We start from the raw sequence: 23374 nt of genomic DNA on the forward strand, positions 1-23374 counted from the left end.
CCCGCGAGAAGAGGAGGTCAGGTGATGACCAAAGCCGTCCGTGTGCACAAGGTCGGAGGCCCCGAAGCCCTGGTCTATGAGAGCGTCGACGTTCCGGCGCCCGGGCCCGGCGAGGTGCGCATCCGACAGCATGCCGTCGGCCTGAACTTCATCGACGTCTATTACCGCACCGGCCTCTACAAGGCGCCGGGGCTGCCCTTCATCGCCGGCAACGAGGCCTCGGGCGAGGTTCTCGCAGTCGGGCCCGGCGTGACGAATTTCCATCCGGGCGACCGCGTCGCCTACTACCACAATCTCGGCGCCTATACCGGGGAGCGCAACATCCCCTGGGAGCGGCTGGTCAAGCTGCCCGACCACATCACCTACGAGCAGGGCGCCGTGCTGATGCTGAAGGGGCTGACGGTCTGGTATCTCCTGCACAAGACCTTCAAGGTCGAGCCGCATCATCGCGTGCTGATCCATGCCGCGGCCGGCGGCATCGGCCTGCTCGCCTGCCAATGGGCGAGGGCCATGGGCGCCCACGTCATCGGCACCGTCGGCTCGCGCGAGAAGGCTGCGCTTGCCGAGGCCAATGGCTGCGACCATGTCATCCTCTACAATGAGGAAGACTTCGTCGCGCGCGTCAAGCAGATCAGCCGTAACGAGGGTTGCGACGTGGTGTATGACGGCGTCGGCAAGGCGACGTTCCCGGGCTCGCTGTCCTGCTTGAAGCCGCGCGGGATGTTCGTCTCCTTCGGCAATGCCTCGGGCCCGGTGCCGCCGTTCTCGATCGCCGAGCTCAACACTCACGGATCGCTGTTTGCGACCCGGCCCAAGCTCAACGACTATATCGGCACGCGCAAGGAGTTGCTGGAAGGCGCCGACACGCTGTTCGCCGCCGTCATCAACGGCAAGCTGCACGTGCCGATCAACCATGCCTACGCGCTGAAGGACGCCGCCAAGGCGCATATCGATCTCGAAAGCCGCAAGACCACGGGCGCGTCGATCCTGAAGCCGTAACTCACCGTCATTGCGAGCGAAGCGAAGCAATCCAGAATATTTCCGTTGAGGCAGTCTGGATTGCTTCGTCGCTTCGCTTCTCGCAATGACGAGCTTACGCCACCCGCCGTGCCGCGCCGGCCCTGGTCAAGATCCCGTCGAGACAATCGATCATCTCGGCGATCTCGGCCCGCGTGACGTTCAGCGCCGGCATGAAGCGCAGCGTGTCGACCTGCGGCGCGTTGAGGAGCACGCCGGCCTCGAACGCCTGCGCGACGATGCCGGGTGCGATCGGCAGCTTGAGGTCGAGCGCGAGCAGGAGGCCGCGGCCACGCACTTCGCCGAGCCCATGCCGCGCCGAGACCTTCTGCAATTCGCTTTCGAGCAGCAGCCCGGTTTCGGTCGCCGTCTTCAGGAAGTCCGGCTTGCTGACCTCGTCGAGCACGGCAAGGCCCGCCGCGCACATGATCGGGTTGCCGTTGAACGTGCCGCCCTGGTCGCCGTGCTCGAAGCAGGCCGCGCGTTCGGTCGCGAGCAGGGCTGCGAGCGGCACGCCGCCGCCGATACCCTTGCCGAGCGTCATGATGTCGGGCGCGATGCCGGTGTGCTCATAGTGGAAGAGCTTGCCGGTCCGGCCCATCCCGGTCTGGATCTCGTCGAAGATCAAGAGGAGGCCGTGCGCGTCGGTGAGGGCGCGCAACTCCTGCAAGAACTGATCGGTCGCCGGCCACACGCCTGATTCACCCTGGATCGGCTCGAGCATCACAGCGACGGTGTTGTCGTTGATCAGCTTTTCGACCGACGCGATGTCGTTGAGCTTCGCCTTTTTGAAGCCGGCGACCTTCGGCTCGAACAGCGGCTCAAAGGCCTTCTTGCCCGAGGCCGACATCGTCGCCAGCGTGCGGCCGTGAAAGCCGCCTTCGAAGCTGATGATCTCGAACGCGCCACCTCTATGGAGGCCGCCATATTTGCGCGCGAGCTTGATCGCGCCCTCGTTGGCTTCTGCGCCCGAGTTGGCAAAGAACACCTGGTCGAACGCGCTGTTTGCGACAAGCTGCTCAGCGAGCTTCAGGCTCGGCTCGTTGTAGAAGGCCGGGCTCGGCGTCAGCAGCCGCTTGGCCTGCGCGGCAAGCGCGTCCGCGATCGCGGGCGGGGAGTGGCCGAGGCAGTTGACGGCCCAGCCCTGCACGAAATCGAGATAGCGCTTGCGGCTGTCGTCCCAGAGGTAGGAGCCGGCGCCGCGGACGAACACGGCCTTGGGCCGGGCGGTGATGTCCATCAACGCGTCATACGGATGGGTGGCGTTGGTCATGTCGAACTCCTCTGGAGGCGGGGGAAAAGGGCGCGCGAACAGCAAAAAGGCCGCACCTTGCGGGTGCGGCCTTTTCGAAAACTTACGCTGAATTCAGTGGTTCAGCGGCGTCGTCGGACATGGCGCACCCTCTCATCGTCGCGGGAGCGACGGCGGAGCATTTCGGTGCGCTGATGGGTCCGAGCGTTGATCATGGGGCGCGGCAATACATGCGAATGGCGGGGCTTGTCAAGCGGGCGCTTTCCAGGCCACACGCCGAGCGTGCATGGGCAGGTGAAAGATGCGCGCCTGGAAACCATTACGTCTCTAGCGCGTTTGTGATCACAGGACGCGAATTGGTTCGAACCGAACGCATGACGGTTCGGACCAAGAGGGGCGGGACCAACCAGATAGTTTAAGCCTTGTCCGACACGCCTTATCCGATCGACCTCGACAGCATTCGCGGCGCATTTCCGCCGGGCATCGAGGCGCCGTCGCTGTTGCTGGACTTCGCCGGGTGGCTGAACGGGCGCCCCTGGGGCAGCGTCGGCTGCTTCTCCTTGCAAGGCCAATTCTCCGATCACGCTCCGATTGTCGACGGCAGTCCCTTGCGCGACAGGTTCTCGCTGTTCATGCGGTTGCCGGATGGCTCGGCTGTTGGCGGCTGGTATGGCGCGGGTCTCGACCGCGACAATCCGCCGATCGTGGGGCTTGGGTCCGAGGGCGATTACGAGCTGCTGGCACCGAGCCTCGATGGCCTGCTCGCAAAACTCACGTCGCAGCAATTCGACAAGGCTTGGAGCGATCTGAAGCCGCACGACGAAGTCGAATGCCAGACGGTCGAGCTTGCGCAATGGCTCACCGGACGGCTGAGCGGGGAGATGGTGGCGGGCGATGACGATCCGTCGGAGCTGCCCGACTTTCGCGGCTTCATGGAAAAATGGAGCCGGGACCGCGAAGACTATTGGGCCAATCATCGCTTGATGGCCGAACTCGGCTGGCGCCTCGCCGCGCATCTGCCGAAGGGCAAGAAGCCCTGGGACAAGACGAGCTTCGAGATCGCGATCGTCGGCAGGCAATACCAGGCGCGTGTCCTGACGCGCGGACCGCAACCGTTCGCGGAAGCCGCCGCGATCGAATCCCTGCTGCGCGATCTGCGCGAGGAGATGCGGAAGGCGCAGCCCGAGCTCGGGCTGTGGTACGCGATGAAATTCGGCCTTTATGCCGACGGCCGCGTCATGCCCAACTTCGAATACGATGTGCGCCCGAGCATCGACGGCGAGCCTGCGAAGCTGGCGGAGGCGCAGGCCGATCTTGCCCGCGCGCCACGGCCGGAGCGCTGGGTGCCGAAATGGCTCGCGGGATCCTGATTGCTACTTTCGCCCTTGCGCCCGACGCGTGCTTGGTGATGCTGCCCAGGGCAGCATCGGGGGGCTGATTTTGATCAGATCAATAGAGTTCGAGAAGATTGGCACTGCGCCGACGCTTCCGGGACTTTCGTTCACTGCAAGCGGGGTTTCGGGCGACCAGTCGCTGCTGTTCTTGTTCGAGCTCTCGGAAGGCGGCGCATCGCGAGCGACTGCGTTGCGCGCCTCTGGCGTACTGCCACATCCGAAGATGGACAGGTTGAAACGCTACCGTTTGCTCAAGTCGAATGCCGGATCGGAGCTATGGATCGATCTGCCTCCCCTTGAACTCTACCCTTCCAAGATCGATCTCTTTCCCGACGGCCGCGTCCTGCTGGCGAGCTCCAGATGGAACTTCCAGATCGCGACGGACTACAACCTGAATGGAATCATCTTCGATCCCCAGACCGGGCAGGCAAGCCGCGTCGGCCTGGGCGACGGCATTGGCGATCTCCAGATCGATCAGCGTGGCCGGATCTGGGTTGGGTATTTCGACGAGGGTGTTTTTGGCAGTTCGGTCGGGCAGGCCGGTCTGGTTTGCTTCTCGGATTTGGGAGACAAAGTCTGGGAATTTCCAGCAGATGCGGACCACACGATTGACGACTGCTACGCACTCAATGTGACAGGCGCAGACGCTGCCATTTTCTTCTACTCGGATTTTCCGGTCTGCAAGATTGGCGCCGATTTCCAATTGAGCTGGTGGCAAACGGAGCTACAAGGGTGTCATGCGTTCGCGATGTCCGAGACGGAAATCCTCTTCTCGTCGCAATATCGCGAGTCGCCCGAGACAGCACATCTCGGACGATTGGCCGCGGACGAGATCGTCCACGTCCGGCAGGTGCGCCTGTTGATGCCCGACGGCTCAGGTCGTCCATCCGGCCGATTGCAGGGCCGCGGCAAGCATCTCTATCACTTCGGCGAGGACGGCATTTACCGGGCGACCGTGAGTTGAAGCTGTCGGCGGAGCGATGTCGGCCCCGGCGAGATATTCCGCTGTCGTGCCATCATGACCTCGCGGGAACGGCACCTTCGATCCCCCTTGACTTAGAGCGCGCTCGAAGGGGTATCTGTATGTGCGTCAGTACGAGAACGGGCACACATGAAGATCGGCGACCTCGCAAAACGAACCGGCCTGTCGACGCACACGCTGCGCTATTATGAGCGCATCGGGCTGCTGCCATACGCCGACCGGGATCGCTCCGGCCAGCGTGACTTCGACGCATCGATCCTCACATGGATCGCATTCCTCGGGCGGCTCAAGACCACGGGAATGCCGATCCGGGACATGTTGCGTTATGCGGCGCTTCGTGACGAAGGCGACGCAACCGGGACAAGCCGGCGGCAGATCCTGGAAGTCCACCGGGAACAGGTGCGCACGCAGATCGCCGAACTCCAGGAATGCCTGCTCGTCCTTGATACCAAGATCGCCGGCTATGCCAGCGACGAACAGAGGACGAAGGAAAATGACGCACGCCCAAACACAAGACGAAAGCCGCTTCGATCGCGGCCAACGGGCCCTGTCACGCATTGACGGCAGTGCCGGCGAAAAGGTCGTCGCTTCACTCGCCGACATCGCTCCGGATTTCGCACGATACGTGATCGAGTTTCCGTTCGGCGACATTTACTGCCGCCCGGACCTCGGCCTGCGCGATCGAGAGATCGCGACGATCGCCGCGCTGACGGCACTCGGAAATGCCGCGCCTCAGCTCAAAGTACATCTCGAGGCGGGTCTGAACGTCGGGCTGTCTCGCGACGAGATCGTGGAGATCATCATGCAGATGGCGGTCTATGCGGGCTTCCCGGCGGCGCTGAACGGGCTGTTCGCAGCCAAGGAAGTGTTCGCCGCGCGTGACGAACAGCAGGTGTCGCTGGCGTGACTGAGCGGTTGTTCCAGCGACGTTAGCGGCTGCACTATCGCATTGAACATTTGCAAGAGGTCGTCATGCCCGGGCTTGTCCCGGGCATCCACGTTCCTTATGCCGCGCATCAAGACGTGGATGGCCGGGACAAGCCCGGCCATGACGCTGTGGCCGCGTCAGCGTGCAGGAAGGCTCTCAGAATCCCGCGACGCTGCCGTGCAGGTCGTACTGGTCGGCGCGTTCGATTTTCGCGGTGACGATCTCGCCGACGCGCAAGGGGCGGCGGCTCGACAGGTAGACGGCGCCGTCGATCTCGGGCGCATCGGCCTTGGAGCGGCCCTTCGAGACGGTCGGGCCGACCTCGTCGATGATGATCTGCTGGCGGGTGCCGACCTTGCGCTTCAGCCTCCGCGCGGAAATCTTCTGCTGGCGCGCCATCAGCGCGTTGTAGCGCTCCTGCTTGATCTCTTCCGGCACGGGGTTCTCGATCGCGTTCGCGGTCGCGCCGGCGACCGGCTCGTATTTGAAGCAGCCGAGCCGATCGATCTCGGCTTCGTCCAGCCAGTCGAGCAGATAGGCGAAGTCGGCATCGGTCTCGCCGGGGAAGCCGACGATGAAGGTCGAGCGCAAAGCGAGATCGGGACATTGCTCGCGCCAGCGCTTGATGCGCGCCAGTGTCTTGTCCTGCGCCGCCGGGCGTTTCATCGCCTTCAGCACCTCGGGGCTCGCGTGCTGGAAGGGGATGTCGAGATAGGGCAGCACCTTGCCCTCGTTCATCAGCGCGATGACCTCGTCGACATGCGGGTAGGGGTAGACGTATTGCAGCCGCACCCAGGCGCCGAGTTCGCCGAGCTCGCGCGCGAGGTCGATGAATTTGGCGCGGACCTGGCGATCCTTCCACGGGCTCTCGGCGTATTTCAGGTCGACGCCGTAGGCCGAGGTGTCCTGCGAGATCACCAGCAGCTCCTTGACGCCGGCATCGACCAGGCGCTCGGCCTCGCGCAGCACGTCGTTGGCCGGACGCGAGACCAGGTCGCCGCGCAGCTTCGGAATGATGCAGAAAGTGCAGCGGTTGTTGCAGCCCTCGGAAATCTTCAAATAGGCGTAGTGCCGCGGCGTCAGCTTGATGCCCTGCGGCGGCACCAGATCGAGATGCGGATTGTGGGCGGGCGGCAGCGCGCGATGCACGGCGTCGAGCACGCTCTCATATTGCTGCGGGCCGGTGATCGAGAGCACGCCGGGATAGGCCTGCTCGATCTGCTCGGGTTCCGCGCCCATGCAGCCGGTCACGATCACCTTGCCGTTCTCGGCCATGGCCTCGCCGATCGCCGAGAGCGATTCCTGCTTGGCGCTGTCGAGGAAGCCGCAGGTGTTGACGATGACGATGTCGGCCCCGTCATGCTTGCGGGCAAGCTCGTAGCCCTCGGCGCGCAGGCGCGTGATGATGCGCTCGGAATCCACCAAAGCCTTGGGGCACCCGAGCGACACGAAGCTGACCTTCGGCGCGGCCGTCTGATCCATATCCAAATCTGCCTGATTAACAGGGTTGAGCTAGTCCCAATTGCCCATAATTACAACCCTTTGCATGGCTCGCGGGCATGCTATGGATGAATCACTGGTGGTGAGTGAGCAATGAGCGCCGAACAGTCGCCCAAAATCGTGATCGTCGACGAAAGCCCGATCCGGGCTGCGATCCTCGAGGAAGGGTTGCGGGAGGCCGGATTCACGCAGATCGTCCATATCAGCGAGATGCAAAGCCTGCTCGCCCGTATTTATGCGGTCGATCCTGATATCATCCTGATCGATCTGGAAAACCCCAGCCGCGACGTGCTGGAAGCGATGTTCCAGGTCAGCCGCGCCGTGAAGCGGCCGATCGCGATGTTCGTCGACCAGAGCGATTCATCCTCGATCCAGGCCTCGGTCGAGGCGGGGGTCTCCGCCTATATCGTCGACGGGCTGAGGAAGGAGCGCATCAAGCCGATCCTCGACCTCTGCGTGTCGCGCTTCAATGCCTTCGCAAAACTCCAGGAGGAACTGGAGCGCACCAAGTCGCAGCTCGAGGATCGCAAGGTCATCGAGAAGGCCAAGGGCATCCTGATGAAGGTGAAGGGCCTGACCGAGGACGAGGCTTATGTGCTGCTGCGTTCCACCGCGATGCGCGAGAAGAAGAAAATCGGCGAGATCGCCCAGTCGATCATCACCGCGTCGGAGATGTTGAAATGACCGCTCCCCTCCGCATCGGGTTCATTCCGCTGGTCGATGCCGCAGCGCTGATCGTTGCCGTCGACAAGGGATTTGCCGCGGCCGAAGGGCTCGAGGTCGAACTGGTCCGCGAGGTCTCCTGGTCCAACGTCCGCGACAAGCTCAATATCGGCTTGTTCGACGCCGCGCATCTGCTTGCGCCCGTCGCGATTGCGTCCTCGCTTGGTCTCGGCCACGTCAAGGTGCCGATCGCGGCGCCCTTCAATCTCGGTATCAATGGCAATGCGATCACGGTCTCGCCTGCGCTTCATGCCGCGCTGATGGAGGAGATCGACGGCGACCGCTTCGATCCGCTCGCCACGGCAAAAGCATTGGCGCGCGTAGTTGCCAAGCGGCGCAAGGCGGGGGCCGACCCGTTGACCTTCGGCATGACCTTCCCGTTCTCGACCCACAATTACCAATTGCGGTTCTGGATGGCGGCGGCCGGTGTCGATCCCGACGAGGACGTGCGGCTGGTGGTGCTGCCGCCGCCCTATATGGTCGACAGTCTCGCCAATGGTCATGTCGATGCGTTTTGCGTCGGCGCGCCCTGGAATTCGATCGCAGTCGATCTCGGGATCGGCCACATCCTGCATTTCGTCTCCGACATCCTGGCCCATGCGGCGGAGAAGGTGCTGGCGCTCCGCCAGGTCTGGGCCGACAAGAATCCGGACGTGGTCGCCAGCCTGGTGCGCGCGGCGGTGAAAGCCGCCGAATTCATCGAGCATCCGGAAAACCGGACCGAAGCGGCGCAGATCCTGGCGCAGCCCGAGCGGATCGGCGTCGATGCCGAAGTCATCCAGCGCACCCTCACGGGACGCCTCAAGATTTCGCCGGACGGCACCTTTCGCGAGAGCGGCAGCTACCTTCTGGTGGGACGCGAGGAAGCAGGGCGCCCCGATCCGGTCCAGGCCGCCTGGCTCTATGCGCAGATGGTGCGCTGGGGGCAGACGACGCTGACGCCCGACGGCGTCAAGACGGCGATGGCCGTGTTCAGGCCCGACCTCTACGACGGCGCCCTCGGCCGCCGGCCGCCCGCCCGAGCCCCCGCGGCATTCGGCGCATTCGCCGGCCCCGCCTTCGATCCCGCCAATATTCGGGGGCATCTCGAAGCCTTCGAGGTGGGCCGCTGGAGGGCGTGATTCGGGCCTGCATCGTTTTTGAGCGCTGGAGATCCGAGTCTAAATTTTAGGCCGACTGCTCGAATTTCATAAGAGTCCCGGAGACCGGAGTTCCCGCGGGCGCCCTTAACTGCCTAATACTCCACACGTTTTCATTTCGTCGAAGCTGGCACGCAACTTGAATGTTGCAGTGCGGCCAGCCTGTCACAGACGCCTGCTGCGCCAGTCCCCAGCAACGAAGCTGATCGGACCGTTGGGTGCACAGCCGGCTCTCGAGCCAGCCGAGCTCCTCGCGGGTCGTGCACTTTCCGTCGATACCACCCAGGTGGCCGCAGGAGCTTCGTTACTGACCATGAAACTCGACACCGTCTCAGTCGACTTTACCGACGACCAGAAACGCTATCTCGAAGGCTTCACGACCGGTCTGCAGATCAGTCGCGTCGGTCGCGGTCTTGGCGGCGGCGCCGGCAAGGCGAACGCCGAGCCGACCGGTCCCGACGCCGTGCACATCAAGGCGCAGGACAAGGTCATCGCCGCGGGCAAGAAGCTCGCCGACCAGGAGAAGGTCAAGCGCGACGAGCATCCGTTCGATGCCTATCCGCGTCTCCGCCAGCAGGCGCTCGACAATACGCCGCCGAGCCCGGCGGACAATTTCCGCTGGCGCTATTACGGCATCTTCTACGTCGCGCCGACGCAGGACTCCTACATGTGCCGTCTGCGCATTCCGAACGGCATCATGAAGCACTGGCAGCTGGCCGGCCTCGCCGATCTCGCCGATGAAACGTGCGGCCCTTACAGCCACGTCACGACGCGCGCCAATCTTCAGCTTCGCGAGATCCCGCCGAAGAACGCCGTGAAGCTGATCGAGGGCATTCAGGATCTCGGCCTGTGCTCGCGCGGCTCGGGCGCGGACAACATCCGCAACGTGACGGGAACGCCGACGGCAGGCATCGATCCCCAGGAGCTGATCGACACGCGGCCTTATGCGCGCGAGTGGCACTACCACATCCTGAACGATCGCTCGTTGTATGGCTTGCCGCGCAAGTTCAACGTCGCCTTCGACGGTGCCGGCAGGATCGCCGTGCTCGAAGAGACCAACGACATCGCTTTCACGGCGGTCGAGGTGAAGGACGGTTTCGGCGTCGAGCCCGGGATCTGGTTCCGCCTCGGCCTCGGCGGCATCACCGGTCACAAGGATTTTGCGAAGTATTCCGGCATCGTCGTCAAGGCTGAAGACGCTACCGCCGTTGCCGACGCCATCGTGCGCGTCTTCATCGAGCACGGCGACCGCACCAACCGCAACAAGGCGCGGTTGAAATACGTGCTCGATGCCATGGGCCATGACGGTTTCCTCAAGCTGGTCGAAGAGCGGCTGAAGACGCCATTCACGCGCGTGCCGGAAGAGGCATTTGCGCCGCGGCCGGCCGCGGACCGCATGGCGCATATCGGCGTGCACAGGCAGAAGCAGGATGGCTTGAACTGGATCGGCGTGTCGCTGACGCTAGGCAAGATCAGCAGCGACCAGATGCGGGGCCTCGCCAAGGTGGCGCGGGACCTCGGCGACGGCGAGATCCGTCTGACCGTCTGGCAGAACCTGCTGATATCAGGGGTGCGCGACGAGAATGTCGAGCTTGCCGTCGCGGCGATCAAGCAGATCGGGCTTGCGGTCGAGGCCTCGCACATCCGCGCCGGATTGATCGCCTGCACCGGCAATGCCGGCTGCCGCTTTGCCGCCTCCAACACCAAGCGCCACGCTGCCGAGATCGGCGACTGGTGCGAGCCGCGCGTCGAGATGGACAAGCCGGTCAACATCCACGTCACCGGTTGCCACCATTCCTGTGCCCAGCACTACATCAGCGACATCGGCCTGATCGGGGCGCGCGTGCCTGTCAACGAGGAGGACACGGTGGAGGGCTATCATCTCTTCACCGGCGGCGGGTTCGGTCCTGACGCCGACGTCGGGCAGGAGGTCTATCACGACCTCAAGGCCGAGGACGCGCCGAAAACGGTCGAAGGGCTGCTCAAGGCCTATATCGCCCATCGCTCGTCTCCCGACGAAACCTTCCTGTCTTTTGCGCGCCGCCACGGCGGCGAAACGCTGCGCAAGCTTGCCGATGCCGAGGTGTCTTCATGAACCAGATCAGCCCTCCGCAGAAACTCGACATCATTCCCACGAGCGCCCCGTTCTCCGACGCGCAACGCTCCTGGCTGAACGGCTTCTTTGCCGGGCTGCTGTCGCCTGAGGCGGCCACGCCGCTGTCGGCCGAGCAGGGCGCCGCTGTCATGCAGGCCGGTGATGGTGACGACGGTGAAGCGCCCTGGCATGACCAGACCATGCCGATCGCCGATCGGATGAAGCTTGCCGAAGGCCGTCCCGTGCGGCGCAAGATGATGGCGGCGATGGCGCAGCAGGATTGCGGGCAGTGCGGCTACAATTGCCACGACTATTCGGAGGCGATCGCGAGCCGCAGCGAAGCGCGGCTCAACCTCTGCGTCCCCGGCGGCAAGGAAACCGCGCGGATGCTGAAGTCGCTGCACGAAGAACTGGACAAGGCGCCGGCGGCCAAGCCGGCTGACAAGCAAGACGCGGTCGCGGCCCCCGCCGTTACGGTGACGATCGCCGAGCCCGGCCGCTCGCGCGACAACCCCGTTGCGGCGACCTTCCTATCGCGCCGTCTTCTCAACAAGGGAAAGTCCGAGAAGGAAACCTATCACGTCGAGTTCGATCTCTCCGAGAGCAAGCTCGACTATGTCGTCGGTGACAGTTTTGGCGTGTTCGCGCGCAACGAGCTCGGCCTCGTCGACCAGGTCATCGCGTTGCTCGGCGCCTCCCACACCACCAAGGTCAACGGCAAGACGCTGCGCGAGGTGCTGATCGACGACGCCTCGCTGTCGCCGGCGCCCGACACGCTGTTCGAACTGCTCTCCTTCATCACCGGCGGCGCGCAGCGCGAGAGGGCGCGGGCGCTGGCGCAGGGCGAGGATCCCGATGGCGACGCCGCCACGCTCGACGTCATGGCGGCGCTGCAGAAGTTCTCGGGCACGCGGCCGCATCCCGAAGCGTTCGTGGAGGCGCTGGAGCCGCTGCAGCCGCGGCTCTATTCGATCTCGTCCTCGCATAATGCGACGCCTGGAAAGCTGTCGCTGACGGTCGATTCCGTGCGCTACGTGATCGGCAAGCGCAAGCGCATCGGCGTTGCCTCGACCTTCCTCGGCGAGCGCATCGCCGAGGGCGAGAAGCTCAAGGTCTATGTGCAGAAGGCGCACAATTTCGGTCTGCCGCAGGATCCGAAGACGCCGATCATCATGATCGGCCCCGGCACCGGCATTGCGCCGTTCCGCGCCTTCCTGTTCGACCGCAAGGCGACCGGTGCGCCCGGCAAGAACTGGCTGTTCTTCGGCCACCAGCGCAGCGATTGCGACTTCTTCTACCAGGAGGAGCTCAACGCGATGAAGACGTCGGGCCTGCTCACGCGCATGTCGCTGGCCTGGTCGCGCGACGGCGAGAAGAAGTTCTATGTGCAGGACCGCATGCGCGAGGTCGGCCGCGAGCTGTGGACGTGGCTCGCCGAGGGGGCGCATCTCTACATCTGCGGCGATGCCAAGCGCATGGCCAAGGACGTCGAGCGCGCACTGGTCGATATCGTCGCCCAATTCGGGGCGCGCTCGACCGACGAAGCCGTCAGTTTTGTTGCCGAGCTCAAGAAGACCGGCCGCTTCCAGGCTGACGTCTACTAGCTGTCATCCTATCGTCATCCGAGCCGGTTCCAACTGGCTCGGATTTGAACGAATAAGATTCTCGGAACTGGCAGGCGAAGAGAATTTGCTCCTGCGATGCTGGGTTTTCAGAGAACCCGTATCGCTATTTCCGCGGGTCTCTTGCCCGCCACCCCCGTTGATCCCTCATAATCCCGCAAATGGGGCGTTGGAGATCGACCATGCGCGAACTATCGGCGGAAGCCAGGCTGCACTTCTACGCGCGCTCGCTCTCGCGGCGGACCGGGGCGAGCGTGCATCATGCCGCGATGTACAGCGCCTTCGCGGTCATCGCCGCCATCGTGTTCGGCACGCTCTCGGTGCACCCGTTCTGATCACGCCCCGCGCTTGAACGGCGCGACCTCGATCCCTGCGTCCTTCAAAGCCTGCCGCAGGCCACGCGCGATGTTGACGGCGCCGGGCGTATCGCCGTGGATGCAGACCGTGTCGGTGCGCATCTTGATGACCTTGCCCGTAACCGAGACCACCGCGCCGTCCTGCACCATGCGCACCACGCGGTCGGCGATGGCCTTGGCGTCATGCAGCACCGCACCGGGCTTCTTGCGCGAGACGAGATTGCCGTCGTCCTCGTAGGCGCGGTCGGCGAACACCTCATGCACCATCGGCAGATTGGCGGCTTCGCCGGCCTTCACCAGCTTCGAATTGGCGAGCACGACGAAAATCAGGCTGGGATCGACCGCCTTGATGCCGGCCGCGATCGCCTTCGCCGTCATATCGTCCTCGCAGGCGACGTTGGAGAGCGCGCCATGCGCCTTCACATGCGTCACCTTGTGGCCGGCCGCGGTCGCGATCGCCTGCAACGCGCCGATCTGGTAGGCGACGAGGTTCTCGATCTCGGAGGCTTTCAGGCCCACGATCGGATGGCGGCCGAAGCCGTGCAGGTCGCGATAGCCAGGATGTGCGCCGACCGAGACGCCGCGCGCTTTCGCCAGCTCGACCGTCCGGCGCATGATATCGGGATCGCCGGCGTGGAAGCCGCAGGCGACGTTGACCGAGCTCGCCAGTTCGATCATGGCGGCATCGTTGCCCATCTCCCACGCGCCAAAACCTTCGCCGAGATCGCAATTGAGATCGATCGTCTTCATGGGTTGCTCTCCATCTCTGGTCGTCTTGTCGTTTACGGCTCGGCCGCGACCTGCCAGGTCCCGGCGTCGACGGCACTGACCGCATAGCCCGCGACGTTGGCATCGCTGAGCGCTTCGATGTTGAGCGCGACGGTGTCGGCGGAGCGCAGGCGATCGGGCAGGTTGCGGATCAGTTGCGCAAATTTCCTTGCCTCGTCCTGCGCCTCGGCCATGCTGACCGCCTTGAAACGGAACGCCGTTCCTGCCGAGGTCTGCGCGAGACGGCCGACATCGGCCGTGATCACGGTCGCGATCTTCGGGTAGCCGCCGGAGGTGCCGCGATCCATCATCAGCGCGATCGGCGCGCCGTTGCCGGGCACCTGGATGCTGCCGTTGACCGTGCCGTCGGAGACGATGTTGTGGCCGTGCAGATGCTTGATCGCGGGCCCCTCGAGCCGGTAGCCCATGCGATCGGAGGTCGCCGAAATTTTCCACTCGCTGTCGAGGAATAGGGCCTTGTTGGCGTCGTCGAACTCGTCGTCCTGCGGGCCCAGCAGAACCCGGATCGGGCCGCTCGACGGCTTCGGCAGTTCGATGCGCAATTCCGGTGCACCGCTTGCGGCATCGACGGTGAATTCGTCACCGGCCTGCAGCGGGCGCGGGTAGGGGCTGCCGAGACCGGCCCGGGCGTTGACCGCGAGACTGCCGAACACCGGCTCGCCCTTGATCCCGCCTTCGATCGCCAGATAAGTGAACGCGCCGCCGCGGGCAAAGCCCAGCGTCAGCGTCTCGCCGTCTTTCAGCGTCACCGATGTGTCCATGGCGACTGGACTGCCGGCGATGTCCGCATTGCGCTGCGCGCCTGAAATCGCGACCCGCACGGCACCGTCGCGCGCGGTGAACGCGGCGCCGAACGGGCCGACCTCGACAACGGCTGCGAACGGTTCGTTGCCGACAAGCGTGTTCGCCGCCGCGAGTGACAGGCGGTCCATCGCTCCGCTGACCGTCAGGCCATAGCGTTGCGCGCCATGGCGTCCGCCGTCCTGGACCGAACTCGCGGGCCCGATGCTGGCGATCACGAGCCGGCTCATGCGACCACCTGCTCGGCAATGATCTCGCCGGCCTCGGCGGCGCGATCCTGTTCCTCGAACGTCTTGTGGTCGATGGCGAAAAACGTCACGCGATCGCCGGGTTCGGTGAGGAAGGTCGGATTGCGGTGAAGCTGATAAGTCCGCACCGGCGTGCGGCCGAGCAGGTGCCAGCCGCTCGGCGCTGCCAGGCACTGGATTCCGGCCTGGATGCCGCCGATCGAGATCGTGCCGGCAGGCGTCAGCAGCCGCGGATTCTGCCGCCGCGACATCTGCAGGGATTTGTCGAGGCCGCTGAGATAGGACCAGCCCGGCGTGAAGCCGATCATGGCAACCTTGTAATCGCCGGCGACGTGGCGCGCGACGATGTCGTCGGGTGTGGTGTTCAGAGCCTTCGCGACGTCCTCGAGGTCGATGCCGTGCTCGCCGCCATAGGCAACGGGAATGCGCCAGCGGCGCGCCTTGATCGCCGGTGGCAGCGGCTGGCTGGCGAGCGCGAGCAGCTTTTCGCCAAGTGCGTCGAAGCCGATCTTGCCGGGATCGTAATGCACCAGCAGCGAGCGATAGGTCGGCACGGACTCGGTGATGCCATCGATCGCGCTTGCCGCGAGCGCCTTGTCGAGCGCCAGCACGCGCTGGTTGGCGTCGTCGTCGATGGTACGGCTGAACTCGACCGTGACGGCGCTGTCGCCACTGGGCAGAAGGCGGGGCGGGGGAAGCGTCGCGGACATGGGCTGTCGAAATCGGGCTTCTGGAGATACGCGGGCTCAGCCTTGAGCTCCGCTCGTCCCTGCTTCGCGTAAATGCGCCCGCAAGTCCAATAAATTAATGCAGGGGGAGGCGATAAAGCCTTGTTATCGCGACGCATAACTGCGCTGCGGCCCTGCATGATTGGTAGCTTGTTGGCCCTTGACGCAAGGCCCGCACCCCGCAAGATGCGCGCGTTCTTTCCCGCCCATCCGGAGCTCGTCTGTTTCCATGTCGCTGTCCCCCGAAGCCCGCAAGACCCTCGCCGGCATCACCACTGCCACCATCACCACGGTCCTGCTGAAGAAGGGCCTGCGCAACATCTGGATGCGCGGCGCGCGTCCGCTGCGCCCGGGCCTGCCGCGCCTGGTGGGACCGGCCTTCACGCTGCGCTTCGTGCCGGCGCGGGAGGATCTGGCGACGCCGGAATCCTGGTCGTCGCCAATCTCGACCCGCACCGCGATCGAGGCGATGCCGGAGGGCTGCATCGCCGTGGTCGACGCGATGGGGATCACCGACGCCGGCATCTTCGGCGACATCCTGTGCGCGCGCATGATGAAGCGCGGCGTCACCGCACTCGTCACCGACGGTGTCGTGCGTGACGTCGAAGGCGTGCTCGGCACCAACCTGCCGGTCTGGTGCGACGGCTATGCCGCGCCGCCGTCGGTTGCCGGCCTGACCTTCGTCGGCTGGGGCGAGCCGATCGGCTGCGGCGGCGTTGCGGTGTTCCCGAACGACATCGTTGTCGCCGACCAGGACGGCTGCGTGCTGATTCCGCAGGCGATGCTCGAACACGTGCTCAATGAGGGTGTCGAGCAGGAGCGGATGGAAGCCTGGATTGTCAACGAGGTGAACAACGGCGCGGTGCTTCCGGGCCTCTATCCCATGAACGCCGAGACCAAGGCGCGCTACGCCGCAAGCAAGAAGTAATCGGGAAAGAAGCGAGGAAAATCCAATGGACATCACTGTTGCAGGGACGAGGCCGACACGCCGTGCGCCCGGGGAACACTTCACCGGCACGGTCTGGCAGGACCCCGTCATCATGGCGCCCGCGCCGGCGCGGCTGAACTGTTCGCGCGTCTCGTTCGAGCCGGGCGCGCGCACCAACTGGCATCACCATCCGCTCGGGCAGACGCTCTATGTGATTTCGGGGGTTGGCCGGGTCCAGACCAAGGGCGGGCCTGTCATCGAAATCCGCCCCGGCGACACCGTCTGGATTCCGCCGGGCGAGCTGCACTGGCACGGCGGGTCGCCGACCAACGGCATGACTCACATCGCCATGCAGGAAGCGCTCGACGGCGTGTTCTCGACCTGGCTGGAGCCGGTGACCGACGCGGAATACGGCGCAGCGGTCGGCTAGTTTGCGTGACCCGGCTTTGCGCAGCGACGCTTTGCGTCGCTGCTCGTCCGGGACAAGAGCGCTTACATCCGCTCCGCCGTCCACGTGCCCGTGCACATGCTGCCGCGCCAGGTGCCGGAGCCCGAGGTGCCGCTGAGCCGGCCGAAGCCGACGGCGCGCTTGATGCCGGTGCTCAAGGTGACGTTGATGCTGCCGGCGTCCGCGACGCGGCCCGACGCCGACACCACGGCGCTGCTCGATGCGATCTGGCCGTTGCTGATCCCGATCGCGACCGTTGCGCCGTTGCCGCAGGTCTCGCTCGATGACGAGATGCGGACATTCCATGCGCCGTCAAAGGTGGAGGTGGCCGCGCCTGCCTGCGTCAGCGGGAAGGCGATGGCGACAATGGTGACGAAGAGACCCTTGCGAAATCCGTTCATGACACGCCCCTTGGGTTGATCCGGGGGCACCATGACAGACGCGGCGGGCGGACGATGTGAGGGGCGTCACGCACCTCACCGGAGCAGTGTTCCGGGGTGTCGGAATGGGTTTGCTCGGCTTCAAGCCCGGACGGGCCTGCCAGAAACGGTCATTTTGACGTCGAAGTGCGATCGAGCACGCGCGCCAGCGCAACGGCGGAGTTGGCATCGACCCGCGCCACCTTGGCGATCGTTTTCCTCAATTCGGACGCCTCGGATGCGAAAAGTCTGTCCGGATCGTCCGGGGCTCCGGTGACGCCGGAGAGGAGGCTGAGCTGCATCCCTCCCAGAACCTGCGCCACGGCCGGCGTTGCGCTTTTGCCGAGGGCTCCGTTCAAGAGAGGTCCCCGTGAGCCGCGGTGGGCGTTTTTCGGCGTCATTCGTTCGACGAGCTTGTCGAAGCTCGTCTGGTAGGCGCCGATGGCGATGAGGCGATCGTTTTCAGCGAGTTCCGGCGACGTGATGACCTCGGAGCGCAGCGCCAGCATCTGCTCCTCCGCACGGTCGAAATCTCGCGTCATGACGACGCGTGCGACGTCTTGCCAGCGCCGATGGAAGCCCAGCTGCGTCAGCGGATTGATCGTGTCCGGTCCGTCGGCGAAAAGAGTGCCCGTAAACTCGACGGCGAGCAGACAGTAGTTCAATCCGGCGACACGCTTGCCGTCCGACAACAGCTGGTCGTCGGTGACGACCAATCGCTTTGCCGCGGCCTCGTCGAGTTCGGGGCCTGCGACCAGGAGATAGCCGCTGCGGCCGAGCGCGTTTCCGTCCGCATAGGACAACAGTGGCGTGACGATGTTGAGTCCGAACAAGCCAGCGACGCGGTCGTAGACTTTTTCTGCGACACGCACGCCCTCCGACACGCCGGGCACCAGCCCGGTCTGCGTCGTCAGGTCGGCCGCAAGTTGCAGGATTTGCTGGGCGACGTCATGGTAGGGCAGGCGGAACAGGCCCACGAACAGGGACAGATTGTCTTCCTTCATGGGCGCGCGCCTGACGGCGTAGATATTCCTGAACTCGATATAGCCCGGAGCAGCCGCCCCCGCGGACTTGAGTTGCGCGGCGATCTCGTCATTGCTCAAGATCGTCGGCCTGCGCTGCCGGCCGTCGCCGAAGCTGAACTCCGTCAGGACGACGCCAAGCGGCAGGAACGAACTGAAGAATTTGCCGCCTTCGCTCAGCCCCATCTCGACCATGCGGAGTCCGAAGTAGCTTGCTTCGGGAACGAAGGCTGCTCCCGTCGAAATCGCGTTGTCGCCAGAAGCGGGCACATAGCCGACATAGGGACGCTTCAATTCGCGGCTCGCCCAATGTTCGACAGTGTTCTTGAATGTGGTCCAGACAGTCATGACAGGATCCGATCTCGGCTCAATTGCAGCGTGTTGCCCAATCCGTCGACTGCGCGAGCAAGATGGGCGAAAGCCAGATCGGGCTGTCCTCGTCGTCGGCGAGACGCTCCCAAGAAGCTCGGCATGCCTTCCGGAACGCAAGGCAAACGGACCGCGTTTCATGCAGTTCGCTGTAGAACGCCTTGGCGAAATGAGGCGCGCGGTCATCCTCCACGTTCCAGCGGAATCCCAAGGCATAGGGGATTCCGTTCATCACCAGCTGTTGCACGCTGCCCCTGGAGATGCCGCGGCAAGCGGAGAGATAGACCAGCGTGGTCGACGAAAGACCTTCGGATGCGACCATTCTGTCGAGCTTCAGCCCGATCGCTTCTTCCGGCCTTGTGCCGGGAAGGACGAGAGACACGGTTTTCTGGCCGTCACTCCAGGCATGGCCGGCGTAGTGGAGGATCGACGGCCGAAAGTGAGCAAGCCGCTGCAGCAAATGGGGCACGGCCTCATTGCCGGGAGTGCCGGAGAGGTCGACAACCTCCAGCTCGAAGCACCCTGTGGCGGCCAATTCCTTCAGGTACTGGAGTTCAACGTCGATATTGCCGAGCTTGTCGAACGTCTTGCCGTCGCAGATCACCCGTTCGAGCTTGCGGTCTGGGTGCTCGCCGACCTGCGAGCGAACAAACATGAGCCTCGAGCCTGGCTCGATGCGCCCGCGCTCGGCTCTCGCCCCTCTCTGCAGCCGAATAACCGACGGCACGCGTCGGACGATCGGGGCATGAAGAAGCACGAATGGCCCGTTCTCTTCAGCGAGGTACCGCACGCTCGCCTCGAAGGGGACAGGATAATATCCGGCATCGTTGATCACGAAGCGGAACGACAGTCCTGCCAGCCCACCGGCCGCCCTCTCGATCTGCGAAAACAGGTGCTCGCCGATCGCCTTGACGACGAAGCTCTTGAACAGCCGTGTTCCGACACCCCGCGTCTGGGCGAGCCAGTTCTTGGGCAGGCTGGTGCCGATCCAGTGATCCGCATCCGCGCGGTCTTGGGGTATCTCGTCCCGCCCATAATCCCGGGCGGCAGACTTCAGATCATCCAGATCGCTGACTGTGTTCCAGCGCAGCATTGGAGAGCCGTCGTCGCCGGTTCCGAGACGGCATTCTACCTTGGCGCTATGGATTTCCGTTTCGATCACCCGGAACGCGCCAGGGATGGCGCCCTTCTCATCGGGATGCCCGGTCAGCATCGCAATGAACGGCCTGAGGATTCGATGCCGGTGGAGCTGCAGGGCGTCCATTGGCAGGATCAGAGCGTTGTCGGCTCTGCTGCACTCCTGCTCGAGATCAGGGCAGGCCCCGAACGACGGAGCGATGACGAGGACGGACGTGTGAGGGTCTCGGGCCTGCACGACGGTGCTGAGCAAATCCTGCGCGGCGACTGTCGTTCGCGTGTCGCGATGGACGCGCGGGTCCATCGGCAATCCGGCATCGAGGACGAGCAACTCGGTGTCGTTCGCAATGAGCCACTCGTTGGTCTGGTCCGTAGTCATCAACTGCTTGTCGTGCAGGTTCTCGGGATCGACGCCTGCCGCGAGCAGATGCGTGCGCAGTGTTTCGAACATGCCCGGTTCGGCCGTGGCTATCGCTATCCTTGCGGTCATGCTGATGCCTCCTGCGCACATAATGGCAAGTCGAATTCGAATCCCATGCCGTCCAGTTCGGTCAAGCTCCCGTCATGCTGCTCGACGGCTTTCTGTATCGCCTCTACGGCGACGCTGGCCATTTGCCGGGCCCGGGACTGACTCCGCTCGATCAGATCGGCGGCCGACGGATCCAGCGGCTGCGCGGTGACCGCAGGGATGCGCATGGATACGAACAGACGATGCGGTGGTCGTTCCGCGATGGTCACGGTGAGCCGATCGGTCGGGGCGACGCGGAGCGAAAGAAGCGAGCTGAGCGCCGAACGAAATGCGAAGCTCAATCGCTCCAGCCAGCCGCTGACGATCAGACGAGCTTCGTCCGTGATGTCGCCCTCTATATCGATCGCGTCACGATCGTCGACGGGAAGGCCCTCGATCTCGTGATAGAGCGCTTCCAATACGTTGAACGAGGTCGGTGCCTCCTGCGGCGTCTGCTGCACGGTCAAACGTTCGGACAGACGTTCGAAGGTGAGATCAGCCTTCAGGAGATGATTGGCCGCCTGCTCCAGCATGTTGGCGCAGTTTCTCATCAGTTCGGGTTTGCTTAGAAGGGACTGGGCGCTGCGCAACAAACCATCGGCCATGAGCAGGGGAGCCCGGGTCTCGCGCGCAACAGCCGTGACCGTCTCCTCCAGATATCCCCAGTCGCTCTCTCGGCTTTGATCGGCGAGGCTCGTGAACAGCCACAGGTGGTGGCCATAGTCGTCATTCAACGGCTCGCGGTTTGCAAGGGTGGTCACCTCGGTGCGCGGTGCGTCGCCGATCGTCAGGTGGATGTGAAGTCGGTGCTGGATACCAGATTGCGACAGTTCCTCGATATCTTCGTCTCGTGCCCCGAACGACACGAGTTCGCGGTCTCGTGCCTGACCAAAAATGCTCTCGGCCGCGCCATTCATGTGACAGATCTTGCCGACCGCGTCGACGATGACCGCCGCCTGCTCAATCCTGTTCATAAGCGCCAGCTCGATCGCTTCGTGCCAGCGCGCCGCAAAAATCTGCTCGCAGTCGGCGGCGAGTCCGCGGGCCGCTTCGCGATCGGGTCCGAGAAAGGCGTTGGATTCCGAAGATTCCATATCTAGGATCATCTCGATCTTGCCATTCACGAAGAGGGGGACGGTCATCGCGGATCGCTGATCCGGCGCGGTCTGAATGAAGCCGTAGTTCCGCTTGGAATCGCTGATGTCTGGAACGACAAGAATGGACCGCTGGACGAGACAGCTGCCGAGCATTCCGCTGGATAGGTCCTGGGTGTATTCGGACTTTTGGGCGGCGGACTTCACGAGCAGGTTTCGGTCGTTCTTGACGTGCTCGGCGACCAGCACGAACTTGCCGCGGGCGCGGTCCACCCGGAACACACCGACGTACTCCCAGCCGAAGCATTGTGTCGTGCCGGTCGCCAGCAGTGTGGCAATGGTGCGGGCGCTGGGCGCCTTGTTCAAATTGTCCTTGAGCTCGCGCAAGGCGCGCGCCTGAGCGTGCTCGATGGCCGCGTCCGCAGCCTGCAGGATTTCCTCGACTCCGAGATTCTGCAGGGTCCGGAGGTCGGCGGCCGTATATTTGTGGTTACGGGACATGAGAGCCAGCGAGCTTCCGAACCGGCCGCCCGCCTTCCGAATCGGCAACACAACCATCGATTTGAAATCGTCGGAGAGGATCGCCTTGCTGACCGGGTTGTCCTTTTCCTCCGGGTTGAGCTGCTCGACGAATTTGCTCAGGTCGTTATTCCACGTCTTGCCCTGTTCGAGCCATTGAATCACATCGGCCGTTACCTTGAACCAGCGTGTACTCCACTCCCAGCGAGGTTTAGGAAAGACGGTGAGCGCTCGCCAATGGTCGCTGAGGTCGTTGTAGACCCCGAAAGCAGACATCTCGAACGGAATGACCTTTTCGACGACCCGCAGCATGGCCTCGATGATCTCTTGCGGGTCTGCGTGCTCGGCAAGAACGGTCTTCAGCTGCTGGCGCGCCAAATCCTCGTTGAGGGGAGCGAACAACAACAACAGCCCGGTCGAGCTATTCTGTTCCTCCATGTACGGCGCTGCACTGACTCTCGCCAGGACGGAACGGCCATCCATCGGACGAAGCCGCACGAAATCCGTAAATCCCGTTTGTGTGCCGATCCATTCGTCAAACCGGCTCGTCGTGCCCTCGTCGTCGGGCGCGAAGACATCGGACAGCGACATCTCCTTGAGGGTCGCCTCGGCGAACCCGAGAATCTGCACGGCTCGCTCGTTTGCGAACCGGATCTTGCCCGCCCGATCGGTCCTGAGCACGCCGTCCTGCAAGGCGTCAAGGCGGCTCCGTTCGGCGCTCTGATCCAGGAGGAGGGCGTAGTTGCCTTGCTGCCCGTCTTCGTCGCGCAGCGGGCCGATCTCGACCCTGACCTGGCGGATCAACTTATTGGTCCGGATGTCTACGCGCAGGCTTGTGTTGTGGTTTGCCTTGAGGGCTGCGCCCACGTCGGCCGCACGGGACCCGAATAGCCCGGGAAACGGAGCGTTGCGGCCGTCGGGAACGAGCTTGTCGAACGCCGCATTCGCATAGACGATGCGGCCATCGCCTGCCAGTTCGACGAACGGGATGTCGCTGTGATGCGCGGCCTCGTCGAGCGCGTCGTACCGATCGGAAAGCACACTCAGGAGCGTGGTTTGCGATTGAAGGATCTTGTCGACGGCTTCGGCAGCCAGACCAAACTCCGAAACGAGCATTCGGGCCAGCTCGTCGACGAGGGGCTTGAGCGCGGTCTTCAGGCCGTTCTGCCTGCTCCTGAGCGCGCCGATCACATGGCGCCGGATACCTTGCTCAGTTTTCAAGAAATCCTGGTCCCAGTCACCTGAGATGAGCGATGGCGCTGCACGGAGTTCCTCCATAACAACCTCGCTAACGCAACTGTGAAGCGAAACGATAAGGTGCTTGAGCCGGCACAAAAATTCGAGTGCTGTCGGTCT

The 23374-nt window shown here is 63.9% G+C and carries 21 protein-coding genes; 12 read left to right on the forward strand and 9 right to left on the reverse strand.

Translation table 11 applies throughout. The annotated features are described in order from the left end of the window. Positions 1-24 precede the first annotated feature (24 nt). On the forward strand, positions 25-999 hold the full coding sequence (locus tag ACVIN2_RS01965; RefSeq protein WP_007610513.1) for a quinone oxidoreductase family protein: 975 nt from the start codon (positions 25-27) through the stop codon (positions 997-999). A gap of 94 nt (positions 1000-1093) precedes the next feature. Here ACVIN2_RS01965 and ACVIN2_RS01970 read toward each other — a convergent pair whose 3' ends face one another. Further along, positions 1094-2290 (reverse strand): acetylornithine transaminase, encoded by a 1197-nt coding sequence (locus ACVIN2_RS01970; RefSeq protein ID WP_456764287.1) that lies wholly within the window; start codon positions 2288-2290, stop codon positions 1094-1096. A gap of 401 nt (positions 2291-2691) precedes the next feature. Between ACVIN2_RS01970 and ACVIN2_RS01975 the strand changes: the two genes are divergently transcribed. The 4 genes from ACVIN2_RS01975 to ACVIN2_RS01990 all read left to right on the forward strand — a co-directional run bounded on the left by ACVIN2_RS01975 (position 2692) and on the right by ACVIN2_RS01990 (position 5552). Beyond that, positions 2692-3639 (forward strand): hypothetical protein, encoded by a 948-nt coding sequence (locus ACVIN2_RS01975; protein ID WP_456764288.1) that lies wholly within the window; start codon positions 2692-2694, stop codon positions 3637-3639. 28 nt (positions 3640-3667) lie between these two features. Next, positions 3668-4627 (forward strand): hypothetical protein, encoded by a 960-nt coding sequence (locus ACVIN2_RS01980; RefSeq protein WP_456764289.1) that lies wholly within the window; start codon positions 3668-3670, stop codon positions 4625-4627. Positions 4628-4774: 147 nt separating this feature from the next. After that, on the forward strand, positions 4775-5206 hold the full coding sequence (locus ACVIN2_RS01985) for a MerR family transcriptional regulator (protein WP_456764290.1): 432 nt from the start codon (positions 4775-4777) through the stop codon (positions 5204-5206). Continuing rightward, a complete protein-coding gene (locus ACVIN2_RS01990) occupies positions 5139-5552 on the forward strand; it encodes a carboxymuconolactone decarboxylase family protein (protein WP_456764291.1) in 414 nt (137 codons plus the stop codon). Before ACVIN2_RS01985 ends, ACVIN2_RS01990 begins: the two co-directional genes overlap by 68 nt. 177 nt (positions 5553-5729) lie before the next feature. Here the strand turns inward: ACVIN2_RS01990 and rimO are convergent, their stop codons facing one another. Beyond that, positions 5730-7055: a 30S ribosomal protein S12 methylthiotransferase RimO gene (rimO, locus tag ACVIN2_RS01995; protein ID WP_354128242.1), complete on the reverse strand. Its 1326-nt coding sequence runs from the start codon at positions 7053-7055 to the stop codon at positions 5730-5732. 111 nt (positions 7056-7166) lie between these two features. Here rimO and ACVIN2_RS02000 point away from each other — a divergent pair, with 111 nt between their 5' ends. From ACVIN2_RS02000 to ACVIN2_RS02020, 5 genes are all read left to right on the forward strand, one after another. Then, a complete protein-coding gene (locus ACVIN2_RS02000) occupies positions 7167-7757 on the forward strand; it encodes an ANTAR domain-containing response regulator (protein ID WP_007610503.1) in 591 nt (196 codons plus the stop codon). Continuing rightward, positions 7754-8917, forward strand: coding sequence for a CmpA/NrtA family ABC transporter substrate-binding protein (locus ACVIN2_RS02005; RefSeq protein WP_456764292.1), 1164 nt, complete (start codon positions 7754-7756; stop codon positions 8915-8917). Before ACVIN2_RS02000 ends, ACVIN2_RS02005 begins: the two co-directional genes overlap by 4 nt. 331 nt (positions 8918-9248) lie before the next feature. Further along, positions 9249-11030, forward strand: coding sequence for a NirA family protein (locus ACVIN2_RS02010; protein WP_456764293.1), 1782 nt, complete (start codon positions 9249-9251; stop codon positions 11028-11030). Next, positions 11027-12634 (forward strand): sulfite reductase subunit alpha, encoded by a 1608-nt coding sequence (locus ACVIN2_RS02015; RefSeq protein WP_456764294.1) that lies wholly within the window; start codon positions 11027-11029, stop codon positions 12632-12634. Before ACVIN2_RS02010 ends, ACVIN2_RS02015 begins: the two co-directional genes overlap by 4 nt. A 200-nt stretch (positions 12635-12834) precedes the next feature. After that, positions 12835-12987: a hypothetical protein gene (locus ACVIN2_RS02020; RefSeq protein ID WP_007590908.1), complete on the forward strand. Its 153-nt coding sequence runs from the start codon at positions 12835-12837 to the stop codon at positions 12985-12987. Here ACVIN2_RS02020 and ACVIN2_RS02025 read toward each other — a convergent pair whose 3' ends face one another. From ACVIN2_RS02025 to pxpB, 3 genes are read right to left on the reverse strand one after another with little or no spacing between them, the layout of a single operon-like run. Beyond that, positions 12988-13758 carry a LamB/YcsF family protein gene (locus ACVIN2_RS02025; RefSeq protein WP_456764295.1) on the reverse strand — a complete coding sequence of 257 codons (771 nt, stop codon included), beginning with the start codon at positions 13756-13758 and terminating at the stop codon, positions 12988-12990. It lies immediately after the preceding gene. Positions 13759-13790: 32 nt separating this feature from the next. Next, entirely contained in the window at positions 13791-14828 is a 1038-nt protein-coding gene (locus ACVIN2_RS02030) for a 5-oxoprolinase subunit C family protein (protein WP_456764296.1), read from the reverse strand. Continuing rightward, positions 14825-15556 (reverse strand): 5-oxoprolinase subunit PxpB, encoded by a 732-nt coding sequence (gene pxpB / locus ACVIN2_RS02035; protein WP_456764297.1) that lies wholly within the window; start codon positions 15554-15556, stop codon positions 14825-14827. The genes ACVIN2_RS02030 and pxpB overlap by 4 nt, the downstream gene beginning before the upstream one ends. Positions 15557-15803: 247 nt before the next feature. On the opposite strand from pxpB, the gene ACVIN2_RS02040 reads away from it, so the two are divergent. Both ACVIN2_RS02040 and ACVIN2_RS02045 read left to right on the forward strand, forming a co-directional pair. Continuing rightward, positions 15804-16502 carry a ribonuclease activity regulator RraA gene (locus ACVIN2_RS02040; RefSeq protein WP_007590912.1) on the forward strand — a complete coding sequence of 233 codons (699 nt, stop codon included), beginning with the start codon at positions 15804-15806 and terminating at the stop codon, positions 16500-16502. A 25-nt stretch (positions 16503-16527) separates the two neighbouring features. After that, on the forward strand, positions 16528-16932 hold the full coding sequence (locus tag ACVIN2_RS02045) for a (R)-mandelonitrile lyase (RefSeq protein WP_456764298.1): 405 nt from the start codon (positions 16528-16530) through the stop codon (positions 16930-16932). A gap of 62 nt (positions 16933-16994) precedes the next feature. Here the strand turns inward: ACVIN2_RS02045 and ACVIN2_RS02050 are convergent, their stop codons facing one another. The 4 genes from ACVIN2_RS02050 to ACVIN2_RS02065 all read right to left on the reverse strand — a co-directional run bounded on the left by ACVIN2_RS02050 (position 16995) and on the right by ACVIN2_RS02065 (position 23296). Next, on the reverse strand, positions 16995-17351 hold the full coding sequence (locus ACVIN2_RS02050; protein WP_456764299.1) for a hypothetical protein: 357 nt from the start codon (positions 17349-17351) through the stop codon (positions 16995-16997). Positions 17352-17500: 149 nt separating this feature from the next. Beyond that, complete coding sequence (locus ACVIN2_RS02055) at positions 17501-18739, reverse strand: hypothetical protein (protein ID WP_456764300.1); 1239 nt, start codon at positions 18737-18739, stop codon at positions 17501-17503. Positions 18740-18758: 19 nt separating this feature from the next. Continuing rightward, on the reverse strand, positions 18759-20387 hold the full coding sequence (locus ACVIN2_RS02060) for a CHAT domain-containing protein (protein ID WP_456764301.1): 1629 nt from the start codon (positions 20385-20387) through the stop codon (positions 18759-18761). Beyond that, positions 20384-23296, reverse strand: coding sequence for a PAS domain-containing protein (locus ACVIN2_RS02065; RefSeq protein ID WP_456764302.1), 2913 nt, complete (start codon positions 23294-23296; stop codon positions 20384-20386). The genes ACVIN2_RS02060 and ACVIN2_RS02065 overlap by 4 nt, the downstream gene beginning before the upstream one ends. Positions 23297-23374: the final 78 nt, after the last annotated feature.

It is taken from the genome of Bradyrhizobium sp. USDA 3650, from assembly GCF_054057395.1.